General features: G+C 71.5%; 16 protein-coding genes. 10 read left to right on the forward strand and 6 right to left on the reverse strand.

What is annotated here, in order from left to right; translation table 11 throughout:
• Positions 1 to 910: glycoside hydrolase family 64 protein (locus Psi02_RS16640; RefSeq protein ID WP_239094941.1), on the forward strand; the 910-nt coding region annotated here is incomplete at its 5' end.
• A 70-nt stretch (positions 911 to 980) separates the two neighbouring features.
• Here the strand turns inward: Psi02_RS16640 and Psi02_RS16645 are convergent.
• Together Psi02_RS16645 and Psi02_RS16650 are read right to left on the reverse strand one after the other, a co-directional pair.
• The gene (locus Psi02_RS16645) at positions 981 to 1,745 is read right to left on the reverse strand and encodes an SDR family NAD(P)-dependent oxidoreductase (protein ID WP_203975071.1); all 765 of its coding nucleotides are present in this window, start codon (positions 1,743 to 1,745) and stop codon (positions 981 to 983) included.
• Positions 1,746 to 2,046: 301 nt separating this feature from the next.
• Complete coding sequence (locus Psi02_RS16650; protein WP_203975073.1) at positions 2,047 to 2,691, reverse strand: carboxymuconolactone decarboxylase family protein; 645 nt, start codon at positions 2,689 to 2,691, stop codon at positions 2,047 to 2,049.
• Positions 2,692 to 2,925: 234 nt separating this feature from the next.
• Between Psi02_RS16650 and Psi02_RS16655 the strand changes: the two genes are divergently transcribed.
• From Psi02_RS16655 to Psi02_RS16680, 6 genes are all read left to right on the forward strand, one after another.
• On the forward strand, positions 2,926 to 3,792 hold the full coding sequence (locus tag Psi02_RS16655; RefSeq protein WP_203975075.1) for an AraC family transcriptional regulator: 867 nt from the start codon (positions 2,926 to 2,928) through the stop codon (positions 3,790 to 3,792).
• Positions 3,789 to 4,199 (forward strand): VOC family protein, encoded by a 411-nt coding sequence (locus Psi02_RS16660; protein WP_203975077.1) that lies wholly within the window; start codon positions 3,789 to 3,791, stop codon positions 4,197 to 4,199. Before Psi02_RS16655 ends, Psi02_RS16660 begins: the two co-directional genes overlap by 4 nt.
• Before the next feature lie 101 nt (positions 4,200 to 4,300).
• The gene (locus Psi02_RS16665; protein ID WP_203975079.1) at positions 4,301 to 4,576 is read left to right on the forward strand and encodes a hypothetical protein; all 276 of its coding nucleotides are present in this window, start codon (positions 4,301 to 4,303) and stop codon (positions 4,574 to 4,576) included.
• A 100-nt stretch (positions 4,577 to 4,676) separates the two neighbouring features.
• A complete protein-coding gene (locus Psi02_RS16670) occupies positions 4,677 to 5,894 on the forward strand; it encodes a PP2C family protein-serine/threonine phosphatase (RefSeq protein WP_203975081.1) in 1,218 nt (405 codons plus the stop codon).
• Positions 5,895 to 5,971: 77 nt separating this feature from the next.
• The gene (locus tag Psi02_RS16675; RefSeq protein WP_203975083.1) at positions 5,972 to 6,478 is read left to right on the forward strand and encodes an HAD domain-containing protein; all 507 of its coding nucleotides are present in this window, start codon (positions 5,972 to 5,974) and stop codon (positions 6,476 to 6,478) included.
• Between the two features lie 64 nt (positions 6,479 to 6,542).
• Positions 6,543 to 7,043: an isochorismatase family protein gene (locus Psi02_RS16680; protein WP_203975085.1), complete on the forward strand. Its 501-nt coding sequence runs from the start codon at positions 6,543 to 6,545 to the stop codon at positions 7,041 to 7,043.
• A gap of 25 nt (positions 7,044 to 7,068) precedes the next feature.
• On the opposite strand, the gene Psi02_RS16685 is transcribed toward Psi02_RS16680, so the two are convergent.
• Positions 7,069 to 7,263: a DUF3099 domain-containing protein gene (locus Psi02_RS16685; RefSeq protein ID WP_203975087.1), complete on the reverse strand. Its 195-nt coding sequence runs from the start codon at positions 7,261 to 7,263 to the stop codon at positions 7,069 to 7,071.
• 154 nt (positions 7,264 to 7,417) lie between these two features.
• Between Psi02_RS16685 and ccmA the strand changes: the two genes are divergently transcribed.
• A complete protein-coding gene (gene ccmA, locus Psi02_RS16690) occupies positions 7,418 to 8,044 on the forward strand; it encodes a heme ABC exporter ATP-binding protein CcmA (RefSeq protein WP_203975089.1) in 627 nt (208 codons plus the stop codon).
• Positions 8,041 to 9,624 (forward strand): DUF6297 family protein, encoded by a 1,584-nt coding sequence (locus tag Psi02_RS16695; protein ID WP_203975091.1) that lies wholly within the window; start codon positions 8,041 to 8,043, stop codon positions 9,622 to 9,624. Before ccmA ends, Psi02_RS16695 begins: the two co-directional genes overlap by 4 nt.
• Positions 9,625 to 9,669: 45 nt before the next feature.
• On the opposite strand, the gene Psi02_RS16700 is transcribed toward Psi02_RS16695, so the two are convergent.
• The 3 genes from Psi02_RS16700 to Psi02_RS16710 are packed head-to-tail and all read right to left on the reverse strand — an operon-like array spanning position 9,670 to position 12,258.
• Positions 9,670 to 10,257, reverse strand: a complete 588-nt coding sequence (locus tag Psi02_RS16700) for a PepSY domain-containing protein (protein WP_203975093.1) — start codon at positions 10,255 to 10,257, stop codon at positions 9,670 to 9,672.
• Between the two features lie 46 nt (positions 10,258 to 10,303).
• Positions 10,304 to 11,581: a sensor histidine kinase gene (locus tag Psi02_RS16705; RefSeq protein ID WP_203975095.1), complete on the reverse strand. Its 1,278-nt coding sequence runs from the start codon at positions 11,579 to 11,581 to the stop codon at positions 10,304 to 10,306.
• Complete coding sequence (locus tag Psi02_RS16710) at positions 11,578 to 12,258, reverse strand: response regulator transcription factor (RefSeq protein WP_203975096.1); 681 nt, start codon at positions 12,256 to 12,258, stop codon at positions 11,578 to 11,580. Before Psi02_RS16710 ends, Psi02_RS16705 begins: the two co-directional genes overlap by 4 nt.
• 93 nt (positions 12,259 to 12,351) lie before the next feature.
• Between Psi02_RS16710 and Psi02_RS16715 the strand changes: the two genes are divergently transcribed.
• Positions 12,352 to 12,846, forward strand: a complete 495-nt coding sequence (locus Psi02_RS16715) for a hypothetical protein (protein ID WP_203975098.1) — start codon at positions 12,352 to 12,354, stop codon at positions 12,844 to 12,846.
• The last annotated feature ends 115 nt before the right edge of the window (positions 12,847 to 12,961 follow it).

The following is a 12,961-nucleotide window of genomic DNA, read 5'->3' on the forward strand; positions in this document are numbered from 1 at the left end:
GTTCGCCGTCCACACCACGGGCGGGGCGGCGACCCCGAGCCCGACTCCGACGATCACCCCCACGCCGCCGCCCGGCTCGACCAACCCGCCGGCGTCGTTCTGGGGCGACACGAGCACCATCCCCGCCGCGCAGAACGTCGTCATGGTGAAGATCCTCAACCGCACGAACGGCAAGTACCCCGACAGCCAGGTCTACTGGAGCTACAACGGGCAGATGCATTCGATTGCGGAGCAGCCGTACTTCGACATGCCGGTGAATTCGGCCGGGCGGATGTACTTCTACCTCGGCTCGCCGAACAGCCAGTACTTCGACTTCATCGAGTTCACGGTCGGGGCCTCGGTGTTCAACGGCAACACGACGCGCGTCGACGCGTTCGGCCTCAAGCTCGCGATGCGGCTCCACGCACACGACGGCTACGACGTGTCCGTCGGCGAGGACTACCCGACGTTCCAGGAGGACCGTGCGGTGACCTTCCAGCGGTTCATCAACGAGGTTCCGGCCGAGTTCAAGCCCTTGGCGCAGGTCCAGGCCCCGTACCGGATCCCGGCGCCGGGCAGCTACAGCGGATTCCGGGCCGGCGGGGCGAACGCGGGCTACTTCACCGCCTACGCGGCGTCGGCCGGCGTGTCCGCCGCGACCTCCGACATCTTCGGCTGCGCCGGTCCGCTGGCCGAGGAGCCCGGGATGTGCGCCGCGCTCAACCGGCACGTCGCGCAGCTTCCCCAGTCGCAGTGGTCGAACCCCGCCGTGTACTACCAGGCCGCGCCGGCGAACTACTACGCCAAGTTCTGGCACGACCACGCGATCAACCGTCTGTCCTACGGCTTCCCCTACGACGACTACGCCGGGCAGTCGTCCTTCATCTCCCACGGCAACCCTCAATGGCTCCTGGTCGCCGTCGGCTGGTGACACCGCATGGGCGACCCCGGCGCGTCCCGCCGGGGTCGCTCGGGCCGGCTTCGCCCGACCCCAGGGCGTGTCAGACGGGGTCGGACACGTTCCACATCTGGCCGGTGGCGTCTCCCGGCAGCCGGGAGACCAGCGATCGGGCGGACTGTTCGGAGCTGATCAGCGTCCCGGCCAGGTGATAGCGGCTGAACTGCTCGTGCAGGCCCGCGCCGATCTGATCAGGGTCCTGCTCGCGGATCCACGCCTGCATGGCGGTGTCGACCCGTCCGGGCCGGAACGCGTTCACGGTGACGCCGCTGCCCGCCAGCTCCGCGGCGAGGTTGACCGTGTGGGCCTCCAGCGCCGCCTTGGACGTCGCGTAGGCGTTGGCCCCGATCATGGACGTGGGCCGCTCCGCGACCCCGCTCGAGACGTTGACGACACGCCCCCATCCGCGGCCGAGCATGGCCGGCAGCAGCGAGAAGGTGAGGGTCGCGGCGGACACGACGTTGACGTCGATCGCGGCGGCCCACTCCGCGGCGTCCACAGCGGCACTGGGGCCGAGCGGCCAGACGACACCGGCGTTGTTGACGAGGATGTCGACGTGACCGAGATCGTCACCCACGCCGCCGAGCAGGTGGGCGATCCGGTCGGGGTGGGCGAGGTCTCCGCGTACGACGAGAGCCTCGCCGCCCTCGGCCCGGACCAGGTGCGCGGTCTCGGCGAGCTCACCCTGTGAGCGGGCCAGGAGGACGGTCCGCGCACCGGCCCGGGCAAGCTCGACCGCGACGGCTCGGCCGATTCCGCGGCCGGCCCCCGTGACCAGTGCGGTCCTGCCTTCGAACGGTTTCACCATGATCAATAACTCTCCGGTCCCCCGATGCGGCCACGCTGGAGCCGTACCGCGACCGGGCAGCAGACGATGCCCGCGCATGAGTCCGGCGGCGCCCGCGACACCTTATTCCAGAGGGTCCCGCGTCGTTCCAGGGAGTCCCGCGCCAGAATGCCGGTCTCCGCGGCCGAGTCGAAACGAGACGCGTCGAAACGAGACGGGTCGAAACGAGACGGGTCGGGTCGGTCGGGACCAGACGAGTCGGGTCGGTCGGGACCAGACGAGTCGGGTCGGGTCGAGTCGAGTCGAGACGAGACGAGACGGGTCACGCCCGGTCGCTCGATTGTGCCGCCCAGTAGTCGCCCGAGGCCCTCGACGACGCCGCGGCCTCGGCCGTCTCGAAGCCCGGAGCCATGGACGCGGCCGTGCCCGGCAGGTACTCATGGTGGTCGATGCCGAGCAGCCTGATCCAGCTCTGCTGGCCGTAGGTCAGCGCGATGCAGCAGCCGAGCTCGACGAGCTCGGCCTCGGAGAAGTGCCGGTGCAGCCGCTCCCAGAACGCGTCGTCGGCCTCGAGGCCCCACGCGATGGCCTCGGCGTAGGAGAGCGCGGCGCGCTGCCGCTCGTCGTACTTCGAGGACGACTCGAAGTTCAGCAGATCGTCGTACTGCTGCTCGACCAGGCCCGCGGCGTTCGCCTTGATCGAGCGCTGGTTGCCGCAGAATTCACATTTCACCGTGCGGGAGATGTAGACGCGGCAGAGTTCCTTGATCGCGTGGTCGCAGACTCCGCTGTGGAACAGGGCCTTCCAGGAGTCGGCGAACGCCCAGAAGGCGTTCGGCGCGTGCGCGCGGACGGCCGAACTCTCCGGCCGGGGCGTGCCCTCACGAGCACATCTGTGCATCTCCTCCCGCATCGCCTCGTCCATCGACTCCATCGGTACGTAGCTGATGCGATTCGTGTTCGTCACAGTGCGCTCCCATCTGGTGGTCGTCCCGCTCCCCCGACTCAGAACGCCGCAATCGTTTGCACACCCGATGCTGCACCAGCGCCGAAGCGGCGGTCAAGACATTCGGCGCACGAGCCTCGCAACCCGGCACCGGCTGACCGTGATCCGTGCTGAGAAATCCGGTCTTCCGCCATGCACGGGCGGCGAGGATCGTAGGAGCACGAGCGACGACGCACGAGTCAGGCGGTGACGGCCATGGCGGGAGAGCCGATTTCCGAGATCGTCCAGTGGCGTCCCGCGGCGCCGTTGCGGCCGTATGTCACCTGGTACACCGGATATCGCGAGGCCGGCATGGGTCCTGGCCGGCATCGCGGCCTGCCGTCCCCGTATCTGACCCTGATCATCGCGTTGGACGAGCCGCTCGTCATCGCCGCCCACCCGGACCCGCGCACTCCGCCGGCCGAGTACGGCACGCTCGTGGGCGGCCTCCACACGACCCCTGTCCTGATCACGCACGACGGCCGGCAGTCGGGCATCCAGCTGAGCCTTTCGCCGCTCGGCGCCCGCGCGTTGCTCGGCCTGCCCTCCGGCGAGCTCGCGGGTGCCGTCCTCGACGCCGCCGACGTCCTGGGACCGTTCGCGAACCGGCTGAGGGAGCAGGTGTTGTGCGCCTCCGGCTGGGCGGCGCGGTTCACCGTACTCGACGAGGTGTTGTCGGCACGGCTCGACGCGGGCGCGCGACTCCAGGATGAGGTCGTGCACGCCTGGAACCGCCTGCTGACGACCGCGGGAGCCGTACCCGCCTCGGAACTGGCCCGCGAGGTCGGATGGAGCGGCCGCTACCTGAGCCGGCGGTTCGGCGTCGAGGTCGGGCTGAGCCCGAAGGCGGCCGCACGGGTCGTACGGTTCGACCGGGCCCGCCGGTTCCTCCAGCGGCAGGCCGGCGACGATCACAGTCTTCCGCTGTCCGCCGTGGCGGCGGCGTACAGCTACTACGACCAGGCCCATCTCGCGCGCGACTTCGGCGAGTTCGCCGGCTGCTCGCCCAGCCGATGGCTCTGCGAGGAGTTCCGATACGTCCAAGGCGTGGCCGGTGACCCGGTGCCAGACTCGGCGTCATGACAGACGCAGCCCCACCACCCCAGGTCTATCCCTCACTGCGCGCCCGCGACGCGCGCGGGCTGATCCGGTTCCTCGTCGACGCCTTCGGCTTCGAGGAGACCGTGGTCTACGGCGAAGGCGACCGCGTCGACCACGCCCAGCTCTCATGGCCGCTCGGCGGCGGCATCATGCTCGGCAGCGTCCGCGACACCCCCGACGACCCGTGGCCGCTGCAGGCGGGCGTATTCGGCGCGTACGTCGTGACCGACGATCCGGACGGCCTCTACCGGCGGGCGACCGCCGCCGGCGCGAAGGTGGCGCAGGAACTCCACGACACCGATTACGGTTCACGCGATTTCACCGTCGTCGACCCCGAGGGCAACCTGTGGTCGTTCGGAACCTACCGGGGCGAGCCCCGCAAGACCTGACCGCGACCACGCGGGGGCCGGATCGCAGGACCTGACCGCGACCACGCGGGGGCCGGATCGCAGGCCGTGACGATCTCGCCGCGGCCGTCTACCTTCATGACATGGGGACGTTCGACCGGCGGCGCGGCCAGGATGACCGAGATCCCGGACACACCCGCCTCAAGCGTCTCACCATGGTGCTGAGCGTGCTCGCGGTCACCGTCACGGCGGCCGTGCTGGCGGTGGTCATCTCCGTCGACGCGTCACGGCGGCGGCCCGCCCCCTCCCCGCGTCCGGACACCGCCTCCCCCACGCCGGAGGCCTTGTCCGCCCTTGGAAGATCATTTGACCTGGTCCCCACGAAGGGGGCGGGCTCCCCTCTGCGGCGGATCATGTGATCACCCGGAATCCGGAAGCCCCGCCGCATGCCGGTCTCACGGAGGGCCGGCAGGCGTACCGTCGTCAAAGGGGGTACGCCTGCCTGGGGGAGGTGCGGCGATGCACGACGGTGAGCGGATGCTGGGCGGGCTGCTGGCCGCCAGTCATCTGGCCGCCCTGGAGGATCTCCCCACCCTGGTCGCCGAGCACGCCGCCGTCGTCGGCATCTCCCAGCCGATGATCTATCTGTCGGACCTTCAAGGCCGGTTCCTCGCTCCCCTGCCGGGTCAGCACGACGAGGCGGGGCGGCCGCTCGGCGTCATGGGCGTCGACGCCACCGTCGCCGGACGGGCGTACCGGAATGTGGAAGTCGTCCGGATCCCGGCAGCCGAGGCGGCGGGAGGCGGGGCGTCGCGCAAGATGTGGGTGCCGCTGCTCAACGGCACCGACCGGGTCGGCGTGCTGGGGCTGACCGCATCCGTCGACGACGAGCACGCCGAACGGCACGCCGTCTCGCTCGCCTCGCTGATCGGCCTGCTGGTGGTGAGCAAACGCGACTCCAGCGACGCCTACGCGCGGCTCCTCCGGGCGGAGCGGATGACCCTCTCCGCCGAGGTGCTCTGGAACCTGATGCCTCCGGGGACCGTCGCCAACGACGAGATCGTGGTCAGCGCCGTCCTCGAACCGGCCTACGAGGTGGGCGGGGACGCCTACGACTACGCGACCGACGGCGACAAGGTACACCTGTCGATCTTCGACGCCATGGGGCACGACACCGAGGCCGGGCTGACCGCGTCCGTCGCGATCGGGTGCTATCGCAACACCCGGCGCAAGGGCACCGACCTGCTGACCGTCAGCGAGACCATCGATGAGGCCATCGCCGAGCAGTTCGCCGTCCAGCGCTTCGCCACCGGGATCCTGGCCGTCCTGGACACCAGGACAGGCTCGCTGACCTGGATCAACAGGGGCCATCATCCGCCCCTCGTGATCCGCCACGGCCGACAGGTCGCCACGTTGGAGACCACGCCGTCGCCTCCCATGGGTCTGCGGCTGGGGGCCACCGTCGGGCCCGCGAACTACCAGCTCGAACCGGGCGACCGGCTGCTCTTCTACACCGACGGGATCATCGAGGCCAGGAGTCCGGACAACGAGGTGTTCGGGCTGGAGCGGTTCATCGACTTCGTCATCCGCCGCGAGGCCGACGGCATGCCCGCACCGGAGACTCTGCGCCGGCTCATCCAGACGATCCTGGACCATCAGCGCGGGGTGCTGCAGGACGACGCCACGGTGGTGCTGGTCGAGTGGCGCGCCCAGCGTCATGACCGGCTCACGCTGTGACGCGGCGGCGAGATCGAGACACCGGACGACCGGGACGAGGGCGCACGCACCACGCGCCGATGAGTGATCATTGGACCATGCGGTCGAAACCCCTGCTGTTGCTGGACGTGGACGGCGTGCTGAACCCGTCCCGCCGCTCGTCGCTCCGGTATCGGCGTCACACCTGCGTGGTCGACGGCGGCCTGTACAAGCTGCTGCTCGACAAGCGGCACGGCCCCCTGCTGCTCTCGCTGGCCCGCGAAACGGACGCCGAGCTCGTCTGGGCCACGACCTGGGAGGAGCACGCCAACGTGGAGATCGCCCCGCGCGTCGGGCTGCCGCGCCTTCCGGTGATCCAGGTGACCGGAGACCCCGTCTCCAGCGCCGGTGAACACTTCAAGACCCGAGCGGTCGCCGACTACGTGAACGGCCGGCCGTTCGCGTGGTTCGACGACGGGCTCGGCGCCGCCGACCACGACTATCTCCGGGCCCACGAGGGGGTGGGCGATTTCCTGCTGGTCGACGTCGACGCACGTCACGGCCTCGACGCGGGTCATCTCGCCCAGGTGCGCGAGTGGCTCACGCGTACGGCGGGCGCTTCCTGACGCTGACGTATCCGGGTGTCAGGGCCGTCGGCGAGGCGCGCGGCTCCGGCCTATGATCATCTTCATGACCTCCGCGCTCGTCCTGATCGACCTCATGCCCCGAATCATCGCGCTGCCCCTTGCCCCGCACTCCGGCGAGGAGGTGCTCCGACGCAGCCGCCGGCTGGCTGAGGTCTTCCGGGCGAATGACCGCCCTGTGGCGCTGGTCCGGGTCGAACGGCCGAATGTGACCGAGCAGCCGCCTGGCAGCGACCTCGTCGACGGCCTGGTCGAGGAGGGTGACATCGTGGTCGTCAAGCGCACCATCGGGGCGTTCCACCAGACCGATCTGCACGACCAGTTGCGTCGTCGCGACGTGACCACGCTGGTGCTCGCGGGGTTGGTCACCACGATGGGGGTGGAGTCCACGGCGCGCGCGGCCAGTGATCATGGCTATGAGCTGGAGTTCGTCGCCGACGCGATGTCCGGGCTCGCCGCCGACGAGCACGACTTCACCATCGAGAAGATCTTCCCTCGGTTCGGCACGGTGCGGAACACCGGCGCCTACGTCGCCCTCGGCCATTGACCGGCACCGGCCTCGGCCGGACGCGCTAGCCGCGGTCGCCGTTGCCGTCGCCGTTGCCGCGGTTGGCGATGATCACCGCGAAGGGCGGGATCGCCAGCGCCACGATGGAGACCGCGATGGCCGCCGGCACCGAGAAGCGCGCGATCACCGTTCCGGCCAGGACGAAGAGCGCCAGGCAGGTCCCCATCAGGATGAAGTAGACCCGACGACGGTTCCGCATGACGTCCTCCCGCCTCCGAACCCCGGCTCGTCCGAACCTGTCCACCTCATCACTACCCGCACCGGCTCCTGACGGCCCGGACCGGCACACGACGGCGGAGAAATGGACCGGCACCGCGTGCGCGGCGACGGAACGGGGTCCCTAGGCTCGAACGGTGACTGAACCGATCATCGTGGTGAGGGACGTGCGCGTCGAACTGGGTGGCACCGCCGTTCTCCGCGATGTCGACCTCACGGTCGCCCGTGGCGACATCGTGGCCGTGCTCGGCGTCAACGGCGTGGGCAAGTCGACGTTGCTGCGCTGCATCGCGGGCCTCCAGCCGCCCGCGTCCGGCGAACTCGGGGTCCTCGATCGGCCACCGTCCGACGGCTCGGGTTTCTGGCGTGACGTGGTCCTCGTCGGCGACGAACCGGCCTGGTATCCGGGGCTGACCGTCCAGGAACATCTGGAACTGATGCACGCGGTCCACCGATCGTCCCGTTTGGACGTCGAGGCCGCCCTCGGCCTCTTCGACCTGGACAAGCGGCGCGACATGGCGCCCGCGACCCTGTCGACCGGGCAACGGCAACGGCTGTCGCTGGCGATGGCGCTGCTCCGGCCCAGCCTGCTCCTCCTGCTGGACGAGCCCGAGCGCGGGCTCGACTCGGCGTTCAGGAGCCGGCTGGCGGCGATCCTGACGGAGTACGCCGCCGCGGGCGGCACCGTGGTGATGGCGACCCACGACCTCGAGTTCGCCCGGGACGCCCGCGCCCGGGAGCTCACGCTGGAGGCCGCCGCGTGAACGACGTCCGGACTGTACGCGCCTTCATCCGGTCGCGCGGTCGTGGGCCCACGAGCTGGTCCGACCGGTATGTCTCCCTGTTCGCGCTGACGGTCGCGGCGGCCGTTCTGGCCGATCCCCTGACCGGCGCGTTCGCCAAGCTCACGGCCATCTCCCGTCAGGTGGATCCGTCCCGGCTGGGTGCGGGGATCGCCTTGGTCGCGCTGGCCTACGCGGGTTTCCTCTCGCTCGCCCGCAGGGTCGGCCCGGTCGTGCTGCCGGCGGCCGACGCGGCCTGGCTGCTCCGCTCCCCCCTTCCGCGCCGGGACGTGCTGCGACGGACGTCGGCGATCCTGCTGGCGGTCTCTCTCGCGAGTGGGGCCGCGCTGAGCCTGGCGCTGTTCGCCGTGCTCGCCGGGTCTGCGGCCCACGGCACGCTGGTCCTGGCCACCGCGGTGCTCGTCGGACTGTCCGCGGCCGTCGGCGGGATGGCCGCGGCCGTCGTGGCCCAATCGTCCCCTACGTGGGAGTCGTGGCTGCGCGGGGCGGTGGTCTCCCTCGTCGTCGCGGCCGTGCTGACCGCGGTGGCGGGGAGCGGCCCCGGACGGCAGGTCCTGACCGCGGTGACGCCGACCGGCCCCGGACGGCAGGTGCTCGCCGCCGTCACCGGCGCGCCGCGATCACTGGGCGCGACGCCGGCCGGGCTGTCGGCCGCCGCGGCCCTCCTCCTGGTACGGCAGGCCTGGCGAGCTCTCGGCCGCATCCACGTGAGCTCCCTTCTGGCCACGTCCACCCGCGCGGGCCACGTCGCCGCCGCGGCCGTCGTCATGGATCCGGGCGCCCTGACCTGGGCCGCGGAGGACAACCACTGGCGGGCGCGTGCCCTCAGGTCCCGCCCGTGGCCTGCGCTGCTGTCCCGGGGCGCGCCGTGGGCGCGGCATGCCGTGTCCGCCCCGCTGGCGCTGGCCTGGCATGACTGGCGGCGGCTGGCCCGGCGGCCCGGACGGCTGGCGGCCCTGCTCGGGACCGCCGCGCTGCCCGCCCTGGCCGCGCAGGCCCAGGGGGGCCTGTCGGCCGTCGCGGTGGCCGTGCTGGCCGCAGGGGCGCTGACGGCGGCGGCGGTCTGCACCGCCGGTGCCCGCCGCGACGGCGAGGACCCTGGCCTCGCGCGCCTGTTCGGCGTGAATCCCCGGGCCGTGCTCGCCGCCCGGGCTCTGCTGCCCGCACTGATGAGCGCCGCCTGGCTCACGTTCGCCCTCGGGGTGCTGACGGTGACCGGAGCCCTGACGGGCTCGTGGTGGCTTCTCGGCCCGCTGGCCGCACCCGCGCTGGCTGCCGGGGCGCTGCGGATGGCGCGGCGGCGTCCGATCGACCATTCGATGCCGGTGATCGACACTCCGAGCGGAGCCGTCCCCACGGGCTGGGTCGTCTGGGCGTTCACGGGAGTGGACGTCGCCGCGATCGGCTGCGCGCCCATGCTCTACGCCCTGGCGGTCCAGCCGCCTGACACCGGCGCCTTCGTCACCGCGCAGGCCGTCTCCGGCTTCGCCGTCCTGGCCGCCTTCCTGCTGGGTGCGAAGACGGGCGTCCGGCGAGGGTGAACCGCCCACCTGCGGTAGAGCCGCAGGTGGGCGGGTGCGCCACCGTCAGGCGCCGTGCCTGTCGTTTCCGTGGTCGTCGGGCCCGCGGTCGTCGTTACCGTGCCCGTGGCCTCCGTGGTCGTCGCCCACATCGTGCCGGGCAGGATCGTCACCGAGGCCGCGGGCGGCACGGACGCCGTCGTCTCCGCGGTCCTGACGGAGCCGCACGATGGTCCCGCTCTCCGCGGAGACCTGGACGTCGTACTCGAGACCGCCCTTGACCAGTTTCACCTCCCACACGCGGTGGCCGTGCTCCCATTCACGTTCCACCCCGGTGACGCGCGCCCCGGGAACGCGCTTCCCGGCGATCTCGATCGCCTGCCGGGAGGTGATCGACGCCGGCGAGGGCCCGGCGGGCGTGGCCGGCGTCGCGGTCGCGGTCTCCGGAGTAGGCGTGGGCGCGGCGGCCACGTCCGTGGGAGTGGTGCTCGTGCCGTGGGACGGTGAGGGCGTGCTTGTGTTCTCCGTGGCCGAGGGTGCGCCGGGAGAGGCCGCCGCGAAGGTGCTCGTGGCCACCAGGCCGAGGAGGGCGACCGACCCGGTCGCCACGAGGGCCAGCTTCACCGTCTTGCTGATGCGTGGTGTGTTCGTCATGTCGCCAGAGTCGGCGAGAGCACGCTAAGCCCGCGCTGGCGCGTCGTTAAGGGGTTCCTAATTCGAGGATCACGGTGGCCCCGCCCCCGGGAGTCGCGTCGAGCAGGAGGGACCCGCCCGACGTCTCCGCGGTTCGCCGGGCGATGTCCAGGCCCAGCCCGGTCGAGCCCGCGCCGCTCCTGCCCCGTTCGAGGGGATCCCCCGCACCCTGCGCCGACGGGAATCCGGGGCCCGAGTCGGCCACCAGCAGCCGTACACCCTGAGGCGCGGGCGCGAGCCGTACGGCGAAGGGGGTGCCCTCCGGCGTGTGCGCGAAGACGTTGCCGAGCAGGGCGTCGACGCAGGCGGTCAGGTCGGCGCCGCTGACGGCCACCGTCAGCGGTCCCCGCGGCAGGTCGAGCTCCATCGGCCGGTCCTGGTCCTCGGCCAGGACGGCCCAGAACGTCACGCGCTCGCGCACCACCTCCGCCGCGTCGCAACTGGCGCTCTCCTGCGACCTGCGGCGTACGTCGGTGATGATCGAGGTCACGGCACGTTCCAGTGCGTCGACCCGGGCCTGCAGCCGCGCGGCCGCCTCCGGATCGGACAACGACTCGACCTCCAGCCTCAACCCGGTGAGAGGGGTGCGGAGCCGGTGGGAGAGGTCGGCGGCGGTCTCGCGCTCTTCGGCCAGCAGGTCGCTGATGCGCCCGGCGAGATGGTTGAGCGCGAGCCCCACGTCGCGCACCTCCGGAGGCCCGCTCACGGTGGTCCGCGCGGTCAGGTCTCCCCCGGCCAGCCGGTGGGACACCCGGGCGAGCCCGGTCATGGGCCGGGTCAGGGCGAGCGCGAGGCGGTCCGCCACGAAGATCCCCACCCCGATCAGCGCGAACCCGAGGACGAGCATGCCGAGCCAGACCTCCGGCACACCGCGGGTGAGGTCCCGCCGGGTGAGAATCGTCCGGACCACGACGGTGCCGCCGGGGACGCCCTGGACGGCGACCAGGACCTCCAGCCCGGAGGACGTCTCGGCCACGAGGCTGCGGCCGCGTGCGGCGAGGTCCACCGCGGGAGATCGCGGCACGGGTGAGCCGACGACGTCTCCGCCCGGCAGGAAGACCGTGATCGCATGCCCGCTCGACGCCGAAGTGCGGTCGGCCGTCAGTGCGAGACCGTCGGCGTCGGCCGTCCCCACGACCGCGGCGACGGACTGCGCCTCGGCGGTCGCCTGGCTGACGGCTCCGCTCTCGACGAGCTGACGGACCAGCAGTCCCAGCGGGACGAGCAGGGCGATGAGCACGAGCGAGGTCGTGGCGGCCACCAGCAGGGCCAGCCAGCGCCTCATGACGGCTCGACCAGCTTGACCCCGACGCCGCGAACGGTCTGGAGATACCGGGGGTTCTGCGCGCTCTCTCCCAGCTTCCGCCGCAACCACGACAGGTGGACGTCGACGGTCTTGTCGGCTCCCCCGTACGGCACCAGCCAGACCTCGGTGAGGAGTTCCCGCTTCGTGACGACCTCCCCCGGCCGGGAGGCCAGGTAGTACAGCATGTCGAACTCGCGCGGCGTGAGGTCGAGGGGCGTCCCATCGAGAGTGGCCTCGCGGCTGCGCAGATCCAGCCGCAGGTCGCCGATGCTGACCGAGGAGTCTGTACGGCTCTCGGCCATCCGCCGCAGCACCGCCCGGACGCGGGCGTCCAGTTGCGCCGCGCTGAAGGGTTTGACCACGTAGTCGTCGGCCCCCGCGTCCAGCAGGCGGACCACCTCCGCCTCGTCGTCCCTCGCCGTGGCCACGATCACCGGGACGCGGCTGACCGCGCGGAGCATGCGCAACATCTCGGCGCCGTCCAGGTCGGGCAGGCCGAGGTCGAGCACGACCAGGTCGGGGCGTTCCGCGAGGGCCAGCCGCAGCCCGTCGAGCGCGGTGTGCGAGGACGACACGGCGTGCCCGCGATCGCGCAACCCACGCGTCAGGGCGGTACGGATGGTCGTGTCATCCTCGACGAGCAGGACGTTTGCCATGTGGATTAACGCTAACTGGTCCCGAGCCGCCGACATAAGGGGCTTATCACGCCCTTAACCCCGCCTTATCGCTCCGGCAGGAAGGATCGGCCCATGAACCGGCGTCTGCTCCTCGTGATCACAGGATGGCTGACGGTCGGGCTCATCGCCACGGGCGCGGGCCTGACGCTGACCACCCTCCTGGGAGAATCGATCACCGAACTCGGAAGCCGCCCGCTTTCGGCCGACGAGGTCCAGCGGGCGCTCGAGACCTCGGACGCCACCCCGACCGCGACTCCGCAGGCCGCGTCGCCGTCGCCGCCTTCCCCGACCGCGTCCGTGCCGTCGCCGTCCGCGTCCCCCAGAAGGGCGGGTACGGCCCGCGTCATGACGCTGTCCGGGGGCGTCGTCGTCGCCCGGTGCTCCGCGGGCGTGGCCACACTGGAGTCGCTGACCCCGGCCCCGGGATACCAGGTCGACGACGCCGAGCGAGGCCCAGGGGACAGGGTGCGGGTGAAGTTCGAAAGCGAGGAGCGGCACGGCTCCAAGTCCGAGATAGAGGTGCGGTGCTCCGGCGATCGCCCCGTGGAAACGGTCAAAGACCACTGACCTGGGCCACGGCGGGCCGATCAGCAGGAACACTCGCGGATTCGTGTGGCAATCGTCTAGACCCCTCGCGGAAGGTTCGCCATGAGCGCCCCTCCCTGTGCTGGATCTCGTCGCC

The sequence above is a fragment of the Planotetraspora silvatica genome (genome assembly GCF_016863315.1).
GTDB classification, from domain to species: Bacteria; Actinomycetota; Actinomycetes; order Streptosporangiales; family Streptosporangiaceae; genus Planotetraspora; species Planotetraspora silvatica.

Coding starts and splice junctions, on each gene's coding strand:
- Psi02_RS16645 (WP_203975071.1), bottom strand. CDS start 1,745: ATGGTGAAACCGTTCGAAGGCAGGACCGCACTGGTCACGGGGGCCGGC.
- Psi02_RS16655 (WP_203975075.1), top strand. CDS start 2,926: ATGGCGGGAGAGCCGATTTCCGAGATCGTCCAGTGGCGTCCCGCGGCG.
- Psi02_RS16660 (WP_203975077.1), top strand. CDS start 3,789: ATGACAGACGCAGCCCCACCACCCCAGGTCTATCCCTCACTGCGCGCC.
- Psi02_RS16665 (WP_203975079.1), top strand. CDS start 4,301: ATGGGGACGTTCGACCGGCGGCGCGGCCAGGATGACCGAGATCCCGGA.
- Psi02_RS16670 (WP_203975081.1), top strand. CDS start 4,677: ATGCACGACGGTGAGCGGATGCTGGGCGGGCTGCTGGCCGCCAGTCAT.
- Psi02_RS16675 (WP_203975083.1), top strand. CDS start 5,972: ATGCGGTCGAAACCCCTGCTGTTGCTGGACGTGGACGGCGTGCTGAAC.
- Psi02_RS16680 (WP_203975085.1), top strand. CDS start 6,543: ATGACCTCCGCGCTCGTCCTGATCGACCTCATGCCCCGAATCATCGCG.
- Psi02_RS16685 (WP_203975087.1), bottom strand. CDS start 7,263: ATGCGGAACCGTCGTCGGGTCTACTTCATCCTGATGGGGACCTGCCTG.
- Psi02_RS16700 (WP_203975093.1), bottom strand. CDS start 10,257: ATGACGAACACACCACGCATCAGCAAGACGGTGAAGCTGGCCCTCGTG.
- Psi02_RS16705 (WP_203975095.1), bottom strand. CDS start 11,581: ATGAGGCGCTGGCTGGCCCTGCTGGTGGCCGCCACGACCTCGCTCGTG.
- Psi02_RS16710 (WP_203975096.1), bottom strand. CDS start 12,258: ATGGCAAACGTCCTGCTCGTCGAGGATGACACGACCATCCGTACCGCC.
- Psi02_RS16715 (WP_203975098.1), top strand. CDS start 12,352: ATGAACCGGCGTCTGCTCCTCGTGATCACAGGATGGCTGACGGTCGGG.